This is a genomic window from Luteibaculum oceani (assembly GCF_007995015.1).
GTDB lineage: Bacteria > Bacteroidota > Bacteroidia > Flavobacteriales_D > Luteibaculaceae > Luteibaculum > Luteibaculum oceani.
This window is the reverse complement of the sequence record NZ_VORB01000009.1, coordinates 34,366-51,064: the sequence shown is the minus strand read 5'-3', so window position 1 is coordinate 51,064 and position 16,699 is coordinate 34,366. Positions and strand designations below refer to the sequence as shown.

General features: G+C 39.4%; 12 protein-coding genes. 9 read left to right on the top strand and 3 right to left on the bottom strand.

The window, feature by feature from the left end; translation table 11 throughout:
* Positions 1-96: 96 nt before the first annotated feature.
* Positions 97-519, top strand: coding sequence for a large-conductance mechanosensitive channel protein MscL (mscL, locus tag FRX97_RS10000; RefSeq protein WP_147015076.1), 423 nt, complete (start codon positions 97-99; stop codon positions 517-519).
* A 91-nt stretch (positions 520-610) separates the two neighbouring features.
* On the opposite strand, the gene FRX97_RS09995 is transcribed toward mscL, so the two are convergent.
* The 3 genes from FRX97_RS09995 to FRX97_RS09985 are packed head-to-tail and all read right to left on the bottom strand — an operon-like array spanning position 611 to position 6,184.
* On the bottom strand, positions 611-1,912 hold the full coding sequence (locus FRX97_RS09995) for a TolC family protein (protein WP_147015075.1): 1,302 nt from the start codon (positions 1,910-1,912) through the stop codon (positions 611-613).
* The gene (locus FRX97_RS09990) at positions 1,896-5,054 is read right to left on the bottom strand and encodes an efflux RND transporter permease subunit (RefSeq protein WP_147015074.1); all 3,159 of its coding nucleotides are present in this window, start codon (positions 5,052-5,054) and stop codon (positions 1,896-1,898) included. Before FRX97_RS09990 ends, FRX97_RS09995 begins: the two co-directional genes overlap by 17 nt.
* Positions 5,051-6,184 (bottom strand): efflux RND transporter periplasmic adaptor subunit, encoded by a 1,134-nt coding sequence (locus FRX97_RS09985; RefSeq protein WP_147015073.1) that lies wholly within the window; start codon positions 6,182-6,184, stop codon positions 5,051-5,053. Before FRX97_RS09985 ends, FRX97_RS09990 begins: the two co-directional genes overlap by 4 nt.
* Positions 6,185-6,313: 129 nt before the next feature.
* Between FRX97_RS09985 and FRX97_RS09980 the strand changes: the two genes are divergently transcribed.
* The 8 genes from FRX97_RS09980 to FRX97_RS09945 all read left to right on the top strand — a co-directional run bounded on the left by FRX97_RS09980 (position 6,314) and on the right by FRX97_RS09945 (position 16,507).
* The gene (locus FRX97_RS09980; protein WP_223266610.1) at positions 6,314-6,769 is read left to right on the top strand and encodes a YehS family protein; all 456 of its coding nucleotides are present in this window, start codon (positions 6,314-6,316) and stop codon (positions 6,767-6,769) included.
* A 4-nt stretch (positions 6,770-6,773) separates the two neighbouring features.
* Positions 6,774-7,217, top strand: a complete 444-nt coding sequence (locus FRX97_RS09975; RefSeq protein ID WP_147015072.1) for a VOC family protein — start codon at positions 6,774-6,776, stop codon at positions 7,215-7,217.
* A gap of 67 nt (positions 7,218-7,284) precedes the next feature.
* The gene (locus FRX97_RS09970) at positions 7,285-8,724 is read left to right on the top strand and encodes a rhomboid family intramembrane serine protease (RefSeq protein ID WP_147015071.1); all 1,440 of its coding nucleotides are present in this window, start codon (positions 7,285-7,287) and stop codon (positions 8,722-8,724) included.
* A gap of 52 nt (positions 8,725-8,776) precedes the next feature.
* Complete coding sequence (locus FRX97_RS09965; RefSeq protein WP_147015070.1) at positions 8,777-10,009, top strand: DUF1015 domain-containing protein; 1,233 nt, start codon at positions 8,777-8,779, stop codon at positions 10,007-10,009.
* Position 10,010: 1 nt separating this feature from the next.
* The gene (locus tag FRX97_RS09960) at positions 10,011-10,673 is read left to right on the top strand and encodes a YggS family pyridoxal phosphate-dependent enzyme (RefSeq protein ID WP_147015069.1); all 663 of its coding nucleotides are present in this window, start codon (positions 10,011-10,013) and stop codon (positions 10,671-10,673) included.
* 886 nt (positions 10,674-11,559) lie between these two features.
* Positions 11,560-12,777: a TlpA family protein disulfide reductase gene (locus FRX97_RS09955; RefSeq protein ID WP_147015068.1), complete on the top strand. Its 1,218-nt coding sequence runs from the start codon at positions 11,560-11,562 to the stop codon at positions 12,775-12,777.
* 215 nt (positions 12,778-12,992) lie between these two features.
* Entirely contained in the window at positions 12,993-13,373 is a 381-nt protein-coding gene (locus FRX97_RS09950; RefSeq protein ID WP_147015067.1) for a (deoxy)nucleoside triphosphate pyrophosphohydrolase, read from the top strand.
* Complete coding sequence (locus FRX97_RS09945; protein WP_147015066.1) at positions 13,370-16,507, top strand: DEAD/DEAH box helicase; 3,138 nt, start codon at positions 13,370-13,372, stop codon at positions 16,505-16,507. Before FRX97_RS09950 ends, FRX97_RS09945 begins: the two co-directional genes overlap by 4 nt.
* The last annotated feature ends 192 nt before the right edge of the window (positions 16,508-16,699 follow it).

Genomic DNA, 16,699 nt, shown 5'->3' with positions numbered 1-16,699 from the left:
CATCCAACTCATTATTAACTGCGCAAAATCATAATGCATATCAGCTTTTTGCACAAAGGGAAAATTTAATTTGGTCTAAACTTAAATCAACCCGTTATGCTACAAGAGTTTAAAAAGTTCATTGCTAAAGGCAATGTAATTGACATGGCTGTCGGTTTAATTATGGCCACCTATTTTGGAGCCATTGTTAAATCATTAGTAAATGACGTCCTTATGCCCCCCATTGGGAAAATGCTGGGAGGTGTAGATTTTTCCGAACTTAAATATGTAATTCAAGAAGCCAGTGGTGAAGGCGAAGAGGCTATCGCCGAGGTAGCCATTACCTACGGTAACTTTATTAACACCATTATTACTTTCGTAATTGTAGCCTTCTGTATCTTCATGGTAGTAAAAGGATACAACAAGATGAAGGAGAAAATGGAGAAACCTAAAGAAGAAGCTCCAAAAGCACCACCTGCGCCAAGTAAAGAAGAAGTTCTTCTCGGTGAAATCCGAGACCTGCTTAAGAAACAGCAATAGTGAAAAAGCCGGCTTAGCGCCGGCTTTTTTGTTTATCAAAACTAGGTTTTGAGCAGACCCCAAATCCAAGCTAGCTATACAGCAATCTATTTTACTTTAACTCTCCCATAATAGCATAAACCTGTAGCTCTGCATTTTTGGTATCGTACTTGGCCTTGCTTCTATTTTGCATGGCCTGCAAATAATTTAACTGAGCAGATCGGTATTCGGCATTGGTGATTTGCCCCAGATTAAGCGCTTCTTTACTGCGTACAAAATTTCGCTCTGCAGTGGCAACATTGTCTTCCTGGGCTTGTAATACCGCCATGGCATTTTTATACAAACTAAAAGCATTATAAGCCTGTGCTTTTACCTGCTGCTTTATTTGCTTTTGCCTTACTTCTGCCTGTTGTAGGCGCAGCTTAGCATTTTGCTGGTTTACTATATTCTGCCCGTTAAACACGTTCCAGGTCAACCTAATCCCCGCTTGAGGTCCCAATCTTTCCGACCCCTTCAAAAAGGCACCGTTAGGGTCTTCGGAACCACGATAATTATATCCTGCATTTGCACTTAAAGTCGGCATCCAAGGGGCTCTAGAATTAGCTAGGGCATATTTACTGTTCAAATAATTATGCTCGTTTATAGCCAATTCTAAGTTTTGATCTTGTGCAACCTCTAATACGGTTCCCAAATCCAAGGTGCTATCTATCTGCACCTGCTTTTCTAACTGATATGCTGCCTCAATGGAATCGCCCATAAGCAGATTTAAATTCCTCAGTGCATTTTCAAAATCTAACTTACCATTTAAAAAAGCGATGCTATCTTGATTAAAATCTACTTTAGCATTTAATACATCCACCCTACTGTTTCGACCGTATTCAAAGCCATAGGATGCTCGTAGCAATCTATCCTTGCTTATTTCCATGGAAGACTCCAGGAGTGCAACATTTTCCTCCAAAAAAGCAACTTCGTAATAAATCCTTCCAAGCTCTAAAATGCTATTCTGAATGAGCAGTCTATATTCCGCCTCGGCAAGGGCTAAGTTTTCCTCGTTAATCTTTAATTGGTATTTCCTTCCGAAGCCATTAAAAATGATATAGTTCAAACTCAAGGCTGCATCGTAGGTATAAGAAGCGTTGGGATCTAGTTCTATGGTTCTGTCTTCCAATCGGTTTTCTCCGCCAAAGTAGGTCCAGCCCCCTCCAGCATCAACAGATAATGTAGGTAGATAATTATTATTAAGCTTGCTGGCCGTATTCTCCGCAATTTGTTTGCTCAACACCTGCACCTGGATATCATAGTTTTGCAAAAGCAACTTTTCTAGGGCTTCATCAAACAAAAGTTTGGACTGTCCTAATGCAGAAAGCCCAATCAACAAAAATCCAATTACTAGGGCTTTAATCTTCAGTACCATCTTCTATCGATTTAATTTCTTTCACCGCACGCTCAACCTCTTCGGGTTTTGGCCACTCGTTGTGCCAAATTTTATGAAACAAACACTTTATGGAGTTACTAAGGGCCAATAGCATGGGTAACATTACCAATGTTAAAATGGTGGCTACTCCAATTCCGTATGCAATGGAAATAGCCATGGGAATTAAAAATTGTGCCTGCCTACTGGTCTCAAAAATTAATGGCGATAATCCGGCTATGGTAGTTACCGAGGTTAAAAAGATAGCTCTAAACCTAGACTTACCTGCCTCGATAAGCGCCTCATTAAACGGCATCCCATCTTTCAAAAACCCATTGAACTTGGATATAAATACCAAGCCATCGTTTACCACAATTCCTATCAGGGCGATGATTCCCAACATAGAAAGGATGTTTACCGGAAAATCGTGGATGTAATGCCCCCATCCTACCCCAATAAAAGCAAATGGAATCATTACCAACAATAACAAGGGTTGGCTATAAGACCTAAACGTAAAGGCTATAACAATGTAGATTAAGAGAAGAATGATAGGTAAAACAGCTCCAGCCGAATTTTGAGTTTTGGCCGCTTCCCTATTCTGCCCCTCATACAATGCCGAAACGCTGGGATATTTAGAAATAATCTCTGGCATTACCTCATTGCGCAAAGTGCTTACAATATCGGTTGCACTTTCCTTTGGATTTTTTAGATCTGCATTAACTTGAATTTCTCGTTTTCCATCGAGGTGATTTATAGAAATCTCTCCACGCTCAATTTTATAGGTAGCTAATTCTTGCAGGGGAATTCGGGCTCCAGTTGGCGTTACTATGCGCATTTTTTCTAGGTCTTTAAGCGAAGACCTTCCCTCTAATCCATAACGAACCCAAACGATAATTTCATCTTCGCCACGCTGAAACCGCTGGACTTGCATACCATTAAATGCGGCCCTAACCTGTGAAACTACAGACCTTAAATTCAATCCTAAATTGTAGGCTTTTTCATTTAGCGTTAAGCGAATTTCTTTAATCCCCTTGGGATCGTTATCCTGCACATCGCGCAAGCGGGGATTGTCTTTTAGATATTGCTTAACCTCTTCTTTGGCAGCCTTTAATTCCGATATATTATTCCCCAACAAGGAAACCGCAACGGGTTTACCTCCGAAGCTAGATCCTCCATCGATGATGAAACTTTCGGCACCAGGAATTTCACCTACCTTTTCAAAAAGAGCACCCGCTATTTCTGGAGCAGAAAAATCTCTTTCCTCACCGGGAAGTAAATTCATGGTTAGCGTTGCCTTGGCGGTACCTGGCCCCACCCGTTTAATAATGTTTTCAACCACCTGTTTGTTACCAGTCTGCTTTTCGGTAAATTCCCTGTTCACCTCCCAAGCCGCTTTCTCTACTTCTGTAATAATGGAATCGGTTTCGGCCGGATTCACTCCTTGAGGCATGGTTAAAGTTACCGCCACCCTATCCGATGAAATACTCGGGAAAAAAGTTCCTCGAATAATTCCCCCACGCATGGCCCCTACCGTAATGAGTAGTACCCCAATAGCAATGGCAAAAGCAAGCGATTTGTAGCGTAAACTCCAATTCAACAAGGGTAAATAGAGACGGTCGCGCATGGCGTCCATCATTCTATCTCCCCATACATTAAACTTGTAGGTTTTTTGCTTGGATGTAAGCACCGACGAGTGTGCCACGTGGGCAGGAAGGATGACAAAGGCCTCTAAAAGCGAGAACCCTAGGGTTAGCATAACCACTATGGTTACCTCCATAAAGAACTCCCCTATGCGTCCCTCTAAAAAGAAGAAGGTACTAAAGGCAATAATCGTAGTTAATATGGCCGAGGTAATTGCTGGTATCACCTCCAAGGTTCCGTCAATAGCTGCCTTTATTCTCGACTTCCCCTGCTCGTAATGATGAAAGATGTTTTCGGCGATAACAATACCGTCGTCTACGAGGATTCCAATTACAATGATCATCCCAAACAGCGACAATACATTTATGGTTACATCCAGGTAATTTACCAGCATAAACATTCCCAAAAAGGAAATGGGCAGGCCAAACGCAACCCAAAATGCTAATCTGGGACGCAAAAACAGTGAAAGAAAGAAAAGTACCAAGATTACCCCTTGTATCCCGTTTTTAAGAAGTAGCTCTGTACGTTGAATAATGGTAATACTACGGTTACTGGTGACCTCTAGCCTTAAATTTTGTTGCGTTTTATTGTACTCCTCAACATAAGCCAAGGTTTTATTTGCAGCATCTACTAAATCTTCTCTATTGGTGGTGTTTACCTCGATATTTACCGATGGATTCCCATTAAAATAAGAACGGTCTGGAGTTTCGGACCACGTATCTTGTAATACCGCCACATCGCCCAAATAAATTCGCGAGCCGTTGGGCAAAGCTTTAACCACCACCCCTTCTAACTCCTTAGCGTAGTAGGATCTGTTTTTTACTCGGATTAAATATTCTTCTTCGGCTGTTTTAACCGACCCACCCGTGGCGAGCACATTGGCATTTGCAACCGCCTGTGCTATTTCGGTAAAACTTAAATTGTAAGCACGCAGTACATCTTCCTTTACAGAAATAACAATCTCTTCCCTCGGAAAACCGTTTATCTCTACCTGTGAAATACCCTCAATAGAACGTAGATCGGTTTCTATTTTCCGCGCTGCAGTTTTAAGGGTTTTTAAATCCACCCCATCGCCGGTAACCACCATAGAAATAGCACGATTGAGGGTTTCTTGTTTAGCGACAACTGGCGGTTCCATTTCAGCTGGAAAAGAAGGAACCTTATCCACTGCATTTTTCACATCTGCCAGCAGCACATCTATGTCGTAACCCTGCTCAGCCTCTATAACAATGCTAGCACTATTCTCAGAAGAACTAGAAGTAAAGCGATCTATCCCTACCAGACCTCTTAAATTATTCTCAATTTTAAGAACTACCCCCTCCTCCATTTCTTGCGGAGATGCCCCTGGATATACCACTGAAATGTTAATGATTTTTGACTCCTGTAAAGGGAAAAAGCTCGATTTCATTCGAGACATCCCCAAAAAGCCAAGAATTACAAAGGCAAAGATGATTACGTTTACAGCAACGGGGTATTTTATGAAATAAGAGATAACCTTTTTCATCCTACTACCTTGTTTTGCTCATAAACCTTCACTTCCATGCCTTCAAATGCACCAGGAGGAACTTTAGTTAGCACCCACTCGCCTTCTTTTAGTCCTGTAATAATCACTTCTTGATCTCCTCTGTGAACCACCGTTACTCTGGTTAATTTCAGTTTGTTATCCTGTACCTTGTACACGGCATTGCCATCTACCATAGCCGACCGAGGTAGTGTAATGGAGTTAGGAATTTCGCGGGCTTGTAACTCCGCATTTAAGAACATTCCATCCTTTAAGTCGCTGCCCTCTACACCAACCACTATGGTGCACATTTGGCTGTTGGGATCTATTGCTTTATTGATTCTAATTACTTTCCCTGTCCATTCCTTATTTCCCAAGGCAGGCGATTGCAACATCACCTCCATTCCTGTACTCAGAAATTTAACCTCGGCCAGGTTTATTTGAACGGGTAGTTCGTACTGGTTAGGTTGTATGTATGTCCCTAATTTCTGCCCAGGTCTTATTACCGTTCCCGGATCTACCAATGCTTCGGTAACCACTCCGTTAAAAGGAGCGCGCAGCCTATATTTTGCCAACACTATTTCTGCGTTTTTTACAGAATAAAAACTGCTGTAAATTCCTCTCCCCGTTAGAAAAGACTTTAGATTTTCGTTTTCCGTTTCAGGTAAATTGGGTAAGGCTTTTTCTGGATTAAGCAGTTCCAAATAATCGCTCCAAGCTTTAAAATTTTGCGGAAAATCCACCCTAATATCTGGCATTACCGAGGTAAGGGTGCTTATAAACTGACTTCTCTGCGAAATAATGGATGCGGTTTGACTTTCGTTGCGAATTAGGATAAGCGTTTCCCCGGTGCGAAAAGAATTTCCTTCTCTAAACCTGCCTTGATCGAATTCCATAACCCCTTGTACCTCGCTGAACAAATCCAAACGATTTTTGGCTCTCAAAATCCCAGTGCTTTCAAGAATTACCGGTGAGTTATCTAAGACAACTTTGCTTGCAAAAACAGTACTTACACTTTTAACTTGTTCCTTTTTTGGTCGCTCCTTACCTTTTCCTAGGAAATTGGAAATAGCAAAAGCCAATAGAAGAATTCCAATCGTGGATAACACCACGATGATTTGACGCTTAGTCATATCTAAAAATATTGAAGCTTAAATGGGCGCTAAAAGTACATTTATAAGCCCTGAAAAGAATATTAAATGGTAGTTTTAACCCTTTTTTAGAGGCGAGAATTTCACAAAGCAAAAACCTGTAGCAAGGCCATGATGAACAATAACTACATACTGCGAAGCATTAGATATACCTACAATTACAGCGATGAGAAAATGCTGAAGATATTTAGCCTGGGGGATTTTGAGACCACAGTTGAAGATATTCAGAACTTCCTGGCCAAAGACGATGCCGAAAATTTCCAACCTTTAAACGATAAAAAACTGGCGCATTTTTTAAATGGGCTAATTACCCTTAAAAGAGGCCCTAAGGAGGGTGAAGCCCCCAAAGCAGAAAGTCAACTAAACAATAACCTCATCCTAAGAAAACTAAAAATTGCGCTTCAGCTAACCGATGACGATATTGTAGATATCATGAAAAAAGTGGATTTAGAATTTAGCAAGCACGAGGTAAATGCTTTTTTTAGAAAGCCCGGACACAAACATTACAGGGAGTGCAAGGATCAATTTTTACGCAATTTCCTTCGTGCTTTAAACACCAAAAAATAAGACTATGAAAGGATTACACCCCTATTTGTATTTCAACGGCAATTGCCATGAGGCTATGCATTACTACAAGGAGCACATCGGTGGGAGTTTCGACTTTGTAGGTAAATATGCAGACATGCCTCCTCAAGCTGGATTTAACGTAGACGACAGCAACAAAGACCAAATAATGCACATGACCTATTCCCTACCCGACGGAAGTAAAATAATGGCCAGTGATGTGGGCGGAGAATGGGCTCCAAATTACCAACAGGGTAACAGCTTTAGTCTTTCTTTAGGTGCCGAAAGCCAAGAAGAAGCAGACCGAATTTTTAATGCACTTAGCAAGGATGGAAAGGTAAGCATGCCCATGCAAAAAACCTTTTGGGGCGACTATTTTGGGACCTGCACCGATAAATTTGGAGTAAACTGGATGATTAGTTTTAACGAACAACATTTGGCAGAAAATTAAAGCGAATCCTTTGATGATCTGTTGATGAAAGCTATAAATTGGTCGGCTTATCACACAACCCATTAATATGGCCGTAGGTTTTCCAGCAAAATTTCAAGAAGAATTCCCCCTTCCTTCCCAAGATAAAGTACAACTAGGAGCTTCCATTTTAACCGCCGCTGAGCAGTTAAATTGGGAGCTTTTTTCTTTAACCGAAAACAGTTTCACTTTTGTCTCTCGCATGTCATGGACATCATGGGGAGAAAAGATAACCATTAGTATCCTCGAGGATGAGATTAGCATAATATCGTGCTGCGCTGGGGTTCAGATTGTAGATTTTGGGAAAAACAAAGAGAATGTTGCTCGTTTGCGAAAGGAGCTTGATAACGCATTACTTAGTCCTGATGAAGGGGCCATTGTGCGTTACCACAATCTGCTAAATTCTTTGGAAGATGCAGCAGAGCAACAAGAAATAGACGCCAACCCACTAATTCCGAATAAGGTATTTCTTATTACACCATTACTTATTTGGATTAACGTGGCCATTTTTCTTGTAATGGTAATTGGGGGAGGTATCCATGCAATAACCCCCGATCCAGGTGAACTTATAGCCTGGGGAGCAAATTTTAAACCCCTGGTTTTTGAAGGTGAATATTGGAGGGTATTAAGCAGTAATTATTTGCATATAGGAGTCATTCACCTTATTGTAAACCTGTTTGCCCTGCTTCAAATTGGCGTGTTTTTAGAACCCCTTATTGGGAAAACAAAGTTTTTTGTTGCTTATACCATAGCAGGGATATTTGGAAGCATAATAAGTCTTTACTGGAATGCTCCCGTAGTGGCAGCTGGAGCTTCGGGAGCCATTTTTGGAATGTATGGCTTGTTTATTGCCTTGCTGCTAACCCGCCTTATTCCCAAGAAAACCCGATCTGCACTGTTAACCAGTATGGTGATATTTGTAGCTTACAACCTGTTAAATGGGCTAAATCCAGGCATTGACAATGCAGCACATATAGGTGGATTAATCGCTGGGCTGGTGCTAGGATTTTGCTTTTATCCCACTTTGAAAAAACCCAATGATGTAAGCCAGAAAATTGTGGCTTATGCTATTTCTCTTTCCTTGTTATTTGTGGTTTCTGCATTCGCTTTAAAAAACACCACCAATGAGTTAAGTGTCTACCAAAAGAATATTGAAGAGTTTGCCTACCATGAAGAACAGGCGCTTATTTTCATGAATGATCCCAACCAGGGAAAGGAAACCATCCACGCTTTTGTTGCCAATATAGATTACGTTGCCATTTACCATTTTAAGCAGGCTAAAACGGCACTTTTAAAGAATAATCAATTGGAACTAAATGATTTTCAAAAAGAACGAAATTCCATCCTTTTAGATTATTGCAATTTGCGTATCGAAAGCCTTGAACTGCTTAAAAGGGCGCTGAAAGAGGATACCGACAAATACGATCCAGCCATAGAACGAACTATGGATAAAATCGAAGAAATCATTAGTACTTTAACCAATTCCTAAATTGCCTTTTTTGGCAAGGGTTTCTTTTTAATTTCGCAGCAACAGCGTAACTATGGCGATATTTAAACCATTTAAGGCGGTACGTCCACCAAGAGACAAGGCCCACCTCGTTTCATCCCGATCATACATTACCTATGGTAAAAAGGAATTGTTTGCCAAACTCTCAGAAAATCCCTTTTCTTTTATCCATATCATCAATCCAGAATATAGGGAGCGTATAAAAACTCCGCCTAACTCCGAGGAGCGTTTCCAGGCGGTTAAAAACAAATACAACGAGTTTGTAAACAAGGGATACTTTCAAAGGGATAAAAAACCGGCTTTCTACCTATATCGTCAGATTTCCGGAAAAAATAGTTACTGCGGTTTGGTTGGATGTTGTGCTGTTGACGATTACCTCGAGGGCAACATTAAAATCCACGAGCACACCCTAGCTCCGAGAGAAGAAATATTTAAGCGTTATCTAGACACAACTGGTTTTCACGCCGAGCCCGTTCTAATGAGTCATAAAGACCACGAAGAAATAGAGCGCGTTAAAAACATCTACCTAGAAACTAGAGCGGAATACGACTTTAGCACCACAGATAAAAATCGGCATCAGTTATGGGTGATAGATGATCCAGAACACATTGCAACGCTAACGGGAGCTTTGGGTGAAATTCCAGAACTTTATATTGCCGATGGTCACCATAGATCGGCATCGTCGGTTAAACTTGCCCAGGAAAAAAGAGCATTGGAGCCCAATTACCCCAAAGGCTTCGATTTTATCTTGTCGTATTTAATTCCCGAAAGCGAACTCGAAATACTTCCCTTCCACCGTTTGGTTAAGGACAATATTTATACGGACCTCAACGACATATTAAAAAAGCTACAGCGGAGTTTTGAAATAACCGAAGTTGGCCCCAATGTAAAGCCAACTAGCAATAAAGAAGTACTGTTTTTAAGTTGGGAAAAAAACTTTCTACTGAAACTAAGAGAAGAGGTTTCTTTAATTCCACCGCTGGAGACGATTTCGCCAGATTGGGTTTCCACCAAAATTTTGGAACCTGTTTTTGACATAAAAGATTTAAGAACCGACAGTAGAATTGAGTTCTTGGGAGGAAAATTCAGTGTAGCTGAAGTGAAAAACATCATTAAAAAGCGCGCAATACCCTATGCTTTTTATCTTTATCCTGTTCAGGTAGAAGAATTAAAGGCCGTAGCGGATGCAGGATTATCCATGCCACCAAAAAGTACTTTTATTGAACCTAAATTGAGATCTGGGGTTACTGTTTACGAAATGAATTGATATGATTCAAGGAAATCTAAAGCGTCTAAAAAAGTCACTGCCACAGGGGGTTAAGCTAATTGCGGTATCCAAGAAAAAACCGGAAAGTGCCATTTTAGAAGCCTACGAAAATGGGCAGCTAGATTTCGGAGAGAATTACGTTCAAGAATTGGTAGATAAGGCAGAAAGCCTTCCTAAAGACATCCACTGGCATTTTATTGGACATTTGCAGCGCAACAAGGTTAAGTACATTGCCCCTTTTGTATACCTCATCCACGGAGTAGATTCCTTTAAGCTGCTTAAAGAAATAAACAAACAAGCCAAGAAGATAGACCGCGAGATTTCGGTGTTGTTGCAAATTCACATAGCCCAGGAGGATAGTAAGTTTGGGTTTGACGATGCCGAGGTAATAGAAATGCTAAACGACCCAAGGTTTCCCGACCTCGAACACATTGCAATTCGCGGGGTAATGGGCATGGCGACCAATACCAATAATACCACACAAATAGAAGCCGAATTCAACAGCTTAAAAGATGTTTTCTACCACATTCGTCAGCATCCTGCTTTAGCGGATCATGCCGTAACCGAAATGAGCATGGGAATGACTCAGGATTACCAAATTGCCATAAACTGTGGAAGCACCATGGTACGTATTGGCTCTGCCATTTTTGGCTCACGGAAATGATTTTTGAGTTAAGATTAGGAAGTGAAGAGATGAAGGGATGAAGGATGAGGAGATGAGAGGATGAAGGGATGAAGGGATGAAAAGATGAAGGGATGAAGGATGAAGGATGAAGGGATGAAGGATGAAGGAATGAAAAGGCCTTACGGTTAACTTTTCTCGTGTACTAGTGTACTAAATAACTGGTATAATTGTTGGGCAGCCCCAAGTGATAGAATTTTCTTTCGGTGTAAAACCGAGAACCGAAAGTAGCTACCTCCTTTTAGCTTTGAGGGTTGTGTTCACTAAAGTGTGTCATTGGGATTATTTCAGACCTAATCTCGTTCTGCTTAGGTCCTCTCGATACACCCACGCCAAAGCGTGTGCACTCGAGAACCGAGTTCCAAAAGCTCCAACGAAATTCCCTTCGTACTTTCAGCTTCCAACTTTCAGCTTTGAGCTAGGAGCTACGAACTCTGAGCTAACCACTTACCATTGACCATTGACCATTGACCATTAACCACTCAACCAACGCTGCCATCTCCATCGAAGCGATGCTATAAGAAAAACCCCAGTATGCCAAAGCGAGAAACAAAGCTAGTATAAGGGGCATCTACAACTCATTCTCATTCTCGCTCTCCCCCGTTCTCTCGATACACCCACGCCGTAGCGTGTGCACTCGAGAACCGAAAACCAAAAGCTCCACCGCAATTCGCTTCGTGCTTTCAGCTTCCAGCTTTGAGCTACCAGCTACCAACTACGAGCTAACCACTCAACCACTAACTACTAAACCACTGACCACTAACCATCCACCAGCTCCAATTTCCTCCGTGGCCTCTGTGGTGAAAATCCTTTATCGAACACCAAACGACCTAATTCCCTATCTTCCATCCCATAACCAACCCCGATTATGAATAAGCTCAAATTTATACCGCAGATCATAGCTGCATTCACGCTATTCTCCTGTGCAGAAACCGACCCCAAGGAAATATTGCAAAACTCCTTTCAAAAATGCCAAAGCATACAGGCGGGAACCTATGAAATGGTTGAATACGTAAAGTTTATGAGCCAATCTGATACGAATAAGTTTGAATACGATTGCGTTTTCAAAAAACTGAAGGACGACAGCCTATATAGCTCCGCATTCCATTACACCAAATCCTTTGAAAATGGTAATACCTGGGACGTTATGTATACCGGAAATGAATTCGTCTCCTACTTTGGGGACAAGGACACTGGTATTATTATGAACAAACAGCAGTGGGCTGAAGACATCATTAAATTCCGTCACAACCATACCTTCTACGAACCTTTTACCGAACGGAATAGCTATCCTATACCCCACGATAGCATTTTAAAGAATCCCCGCAAAACCTTTCAATTAGTGGGAGAAACGGTAATAAACGGAAGAGAATGCTACCAAATTAGAGTAACCACCAAACCGGAGAACGACACTACCGACTCATTCCAATTTTTAAGAATCGAGCAGGATTTCTGGATATCCAAGAAAGATTTTATACCCCTTGCGTACGCCGACGCCATAGATGGTGAAATGGATGGAGACACCATGTACCAGTACAACCGAAAGGAATTACTAAATTATTCAATAAACGACAGCTCAAAAATAAAGGCGATTAGTCCCGCTGCGCTTCCCTCCCATGTTTACCTTAAAGACTATCAACCGTACAAATCTCCGCCTCTATTAGCCAATAATACTCCAGCACCAAATTTTACGCTCATCTCCATTGATGGAGATAGTATTTCTCTTGACGACTACAAGGGAAAAGTTGTGTTGTTAGACTTCTTTTATAAAAGTTGCCATCCCTGTATGAAAGCTCTGCCCCTTTTAAACGACCTACATCATAAGTATGCGGAAAAGGGTCTGGTAATTTTAGGCATCAACCCCTTCGATGATATTAAGAACGATGACATGCGCAATTTCCTAACCAAGCGAGAAGTTAAACATCTAAGTCTATTTGGCGCCAATAAGGTAGCTGCCCAGTATAATGTTTCGGCCTACCCCACCTTTTACCTGATAGACAAAACCGGTAAAATCACTTATCAACAAAGCGGTTACGGTCAAGTAATAGACCAAGAATTAGAAGATACTATTAAGGAGAGGTTGTAGAGGGGGGGGAGAACGTGGAAGGAAGATGATAATAAATTTTGATTTACCTAATCATTCCCAATAAAATCAGGACTTATTATTAATGATTAATTTCAATCAAATTCAATTAAAATTTATTGATAGAGATTTGGAATTCATGTTTTTGCTATTTTAACACATTAAACCTAATAATTTCCAAGGGTATAACCTTCACATACAACTCAATAAAACCTTATATGATTCGGGTAACCTGTGCTCTTATCGAAGCCAACAACAAAGTTCTTGTGGTTCAGCGAAGCGAAAATATGAGCTTGCCAAATAAATGGGAATTTCCTGGTGGAAAAATTGAACCAAATGAGAGTGAGCGGGCTTGTATAATCAGAGAAATAAAAGAAGAGCTAAACATAGATATAACAGTATTGAAAAGACTAAGTCCTTGTGTTTATAAGTACCCCAAAAGATCAATTCAACTTATCCCATTTCTTGCTGTACATAAGGGAGGTGAACTGAAATTAGCGGAACATAAAAAATTCCTATGGTTGCAAAAAAAAGACCTTCTAAAATTGAATTGGGCCGAAGCTGATGTACCAATAGTTAAAGAGTATTTGAAGATATGATTGAAGGAATTTACGAAGAGATTGTTACAAAATTGGTAAAACATCAATTAAACAATGTTGTTAAAAGCAGCTTTTTCATTAAAACCAGCAAATTAGACAAAGAGGAGGCTTCGACTATTTTATCAAAACATTTATCACAAACGATAAAGTACGCCTTGGATTATATTAAGGGTGATAATTCAATTACGTTACAAATCGAAATTGCCAATAAAATCATTCTACTTCTAAAAAAAGAATTAGAAAATGAAGAGTTTGAAAACGACTTAGTTGTAATAGAGGGAGAAATTTTGAAAGCAATATTTTCAAAAATTGATTCTGATTACTCAAATCTGGATTTACACCTAAAAGAAATCACTCCATACACAAGACTTACCCATAGCGAGTTATTTACGGGGGGGAATGCTGGGTTATCGTTAGAAAGTGAACTCAAAAAGGAAATTCTATCATCTAATGAAATTGATTTACTAGTTTCATTTATAAAATTTAAGGGAATAATAATACTTCTAAAGGAACTTAAAGAGTTTACTCGAAAGGGAGGGAAACTCAGGGTAATTACTACTACCTACATGGGTGCTTCAGATTATAAGGCAATTCAACTACTTTCAGAACTCCCAAATACCCAAGTAAAAATTTCATACAACACAGGTAATGAAAGACTTCATGCTAAGGCATACCTTTTCAAGAGAAATACAGGGTTTCATACTGCATACATTGGTTCATCAAATTTTTCAAGGACAGCCCTTACCGATGGGTTGGAGTGGAATTTAAAAATTACGACTAAAGAGGTGGGACATATTATCTCTAAGTTTCAAAAAACATTTGATACTTACTGGCAAAGTGGTGATTTTGAACAATTTGACAACACCATCCATAAAGAAAAACTGGTTAACTCATTAAAACAAGGAAAAGGCACCAAATCCAATCAAGTAGTATCCAATTATTTTGAAATAAAGCCTTATCCATTCCAGCAAGAGATTCTTGAAAAACTCGAGGTTGAACGATTATTACACAATAGAAATAAAAATTTAATAGTAGCCGCCACCGGAACAGGAAAAACCGTGATTTCAGCATTTGATTACAAAAGGTTTAGAAGTAAATCCTCCGATAAACTCTTATTCTTGGCCCATCGTAAGGAAATTTTGGAACAATCACGCTCTACCTATCAGGGTATATTAAGAGACAACAATTTTGGGGAATTATGGGTTGACGGTCATATTCCTGACAGCTTTGACCATGTATTTGCTTCAATCCAAACACTAAACAATAGGATAAACAACTTAAATCTTTCCGATAAATATTATGATTTCATTGTCATTGATGAATGCCATCATTTAACTGCAAATTCTTATCGAAAAATTATCAATTATTTTAAGCCAAAAGTTTTTTTAGGTCTAACTGCTACCCCCGAAAGAATGGATGGTAGTAATATCCTAGAAGATTTCCATGGTAAAATTGCAGCTGAAATAAGATTGCCGGAGGCGTTAAACAGAAAACTGCTTTGTCCATTTCAATACTTCGGGATTACTGACAGTATAGACCTTACCAAAGTTAGCTGGGAACGAGGTAGATATGTTACCAGCGAATTATCATCCATTTACACCGCAAATGATCGGAGAGTTAACGAAATACTTGACGCCCTGGAAAAATACACCAAAGACCCATCAGATGTACGGGCATTAGGATTCTGTGTTAGCATAGAACATGCTCAATACATGGCGGAAAAATTTAATTTGGCCGGATACAAAGCGAGTTGCCTTACCAGTAAAAATACTCATCTCAGAGGGACAGTTAAAAATAAACTCTTGAAAAAGGAAATCAACTACTTGTTTGTAGTTGATATTTTTAATGAAGGAGTTGACATTCCAGAAATAGATACAGTACTTTTTTTGAGACCAACTGAAAGCCTTACTATTTTCTTGCAGCAACTGGGGCGTGGATTAAGACTTGCAGATAATAAAGAGTCCTTAACCGTGTTAGACTTTGTTGGAAATGCAAGACCTGAGTACAATTTTGAAGGAAAGTTTAGGGCTTTAGTTGGTAAAACCAAAACTCCAGTAATAAAAGAAATTGAAGATAATTTTCCTCATTTACCATTAGGGTGTTCAATCATTTTAGAGAAAAAAGCTAAAAATTTCATACTGGAAAATATTACGAAAGCAACTTCATTAAACCGAAACCAACTCATTTTAAAAATCCAACATTTTCAAAACCATACATCATTAGAACTAAACCTTAAAAACTTCATTGAATTCTATAATATTCCCCTGCAAATAATTTATAAACGAGGAGGATGGAAGAGACTTTGCCAAATGGCTGGCACACTTAAAGAATTTGATTCCAAAAATGAAAAAGAAATTGTTACTGCCATTTCAAAAAAATGGCTATCCTGCAGTTCAACTAGCTATTTTAAATTCATTTTAAGTTTAGCCAGAAGACAATTTAAATGTGTAACAAGTGAACTTAATGAAGCACAACAGAAAATGCTATTGATGCTTCACTACGACATATGGCAAAGTGCTGGTCGGTTTCAATCATTGGAAGAAAGCATTTCAGAATTGGGAGAAAATCCAATATTGATTGATGAAATAATTGAAATACTAGAGGTATTGATAGACAGAGTAGACTTCAAAGAGATTAATATAACTCTTCCGTACAATCAACCCCTGAAAGTTCATTCAAGATATACTAGAGATCAAATTCTTGCTGCTTTTGGCCTAAGTACATTTGAGAAAAAATCATCTAGTCGGGAAGGAGTAGCTTTTAATCCAAAGTTAAATACGGAACTTTTATTTATTAATCTCATAAAATCCGAAGAAAATTTCTCTCCAACCACAATGTATGATGACTATGCTATTAATGAAACTCTTTTTCATTGGCAAAGTCAAAATTCAGCTGGCCCCAATACGCCAAAAGGAATTTCCTATATAAATCATAAAAATGATGGAAAAAATATTTTACTATTCATCAGGGAAAAGAACAAAGATGAATATGGAAATACTATGGGTTACGTATTTAGCGGAAAAGCGGCAATTGAGGACCATTATGGTACCAAACCGATGAATATTAAATGGAAACTTAAAGAACCTCTACCACACTACTTATGGCATGATGCTGCTAAACTTAGAGTAGGATAATTTAATAATACTAACAAAAATCACCCGGATAAATATCCTTTTTAAGGCAATCAATCATTTTTTTGAGTAGTACAAAATGTCTCCCTATAAGTATTCATTCGTAATTTTTAAGTAACGGTAGGCAATCCCCGTTTCTCCTCCCATTTGAAAATTTTGTAGTTGATGAGCATTTAGGTGTTTTTTTTAATGGAG

Coding starts and splice junctions, on each gene's coding strand:
- mscL (WP_147015076.1), top strand. CDS start 97: ATGCTACAAGAGTTTAAAAAGTTCATTGCTAAAGGCAATGTAATTGAC.
- FRX97_RS09995 (WP_147015075.1), bottom strand. CDS start 1,912: ATGGTACTGAAGATTAAAGCCCTAGTAATTGGATTTTTGTTGATTGGG.
- FRX97_RS09990 (WP_147015074.1), bottom strand. CDS start 5,054: ATGAAAAAGGTTATCTCTTATTTCATAAAATACCCCGTTGCTGTAAAC.
- FRX97_RS09985 (WP_147015073.1), bottom strand. CDS start 6,184: ATGACTAAGCGTCAAATCATCGTGGTGTTATCCACGATTGGAATTCTT.
- FRX97_RS09980 (WP_223266610.1), top strand. CDS start 6,314: ATGATGAACAATAACTACATACTGCGAAGCATTAGATATACCTACAAT.
- FRX97_RS09975 (WP_147015072.1), top strand. CDS start 6,774: ATGAAAGGATTACACCCCTATTTGTATTTCAACGGCAATTGCCATGAG.
- FRX97_RS09970 (WP_147015071.1), top strand. CDS start 7,285: ATGGCCGTAGGTTTTCCAGCAAAATTTCAAGAAGAATTCCCCCTTCCT.
- FRX97_RS09965 (WP_147015070.1), top strand. CDS start 8,777: ATGGCGATATTTAAACCATTTAAGGCGGTACGTCCACCAAGAGACAAG.
- FRX97_RS09960 (WP_147015069.1), top strand. CDS start 10,011: ATGATTCAAGGAAATCTAAAGCGTCTAAAAAAGTCACTGCCACAGGGG.
- FRX97_RS09955 (WP_147015068.1), top strand. CDS start 11,560: ATGAATAAGCTCAAATTTATACCGCAGATCATAGCTGCATTCACGCTA.
- FRX97_RS09950 (WP_147015067.1), top strand. CDS start 12,993: ATGATTCGGGTAACCTGTGCTCTTATCGAAGCCAACAACAAAGTTCTT.
- FRX97_RS09945 (WP_147015066.1), top strand. CDS start 13,370: ATGATTGAAGGAATTTACGAAGAGATTGTTACAAAATTGGTAAAACAT.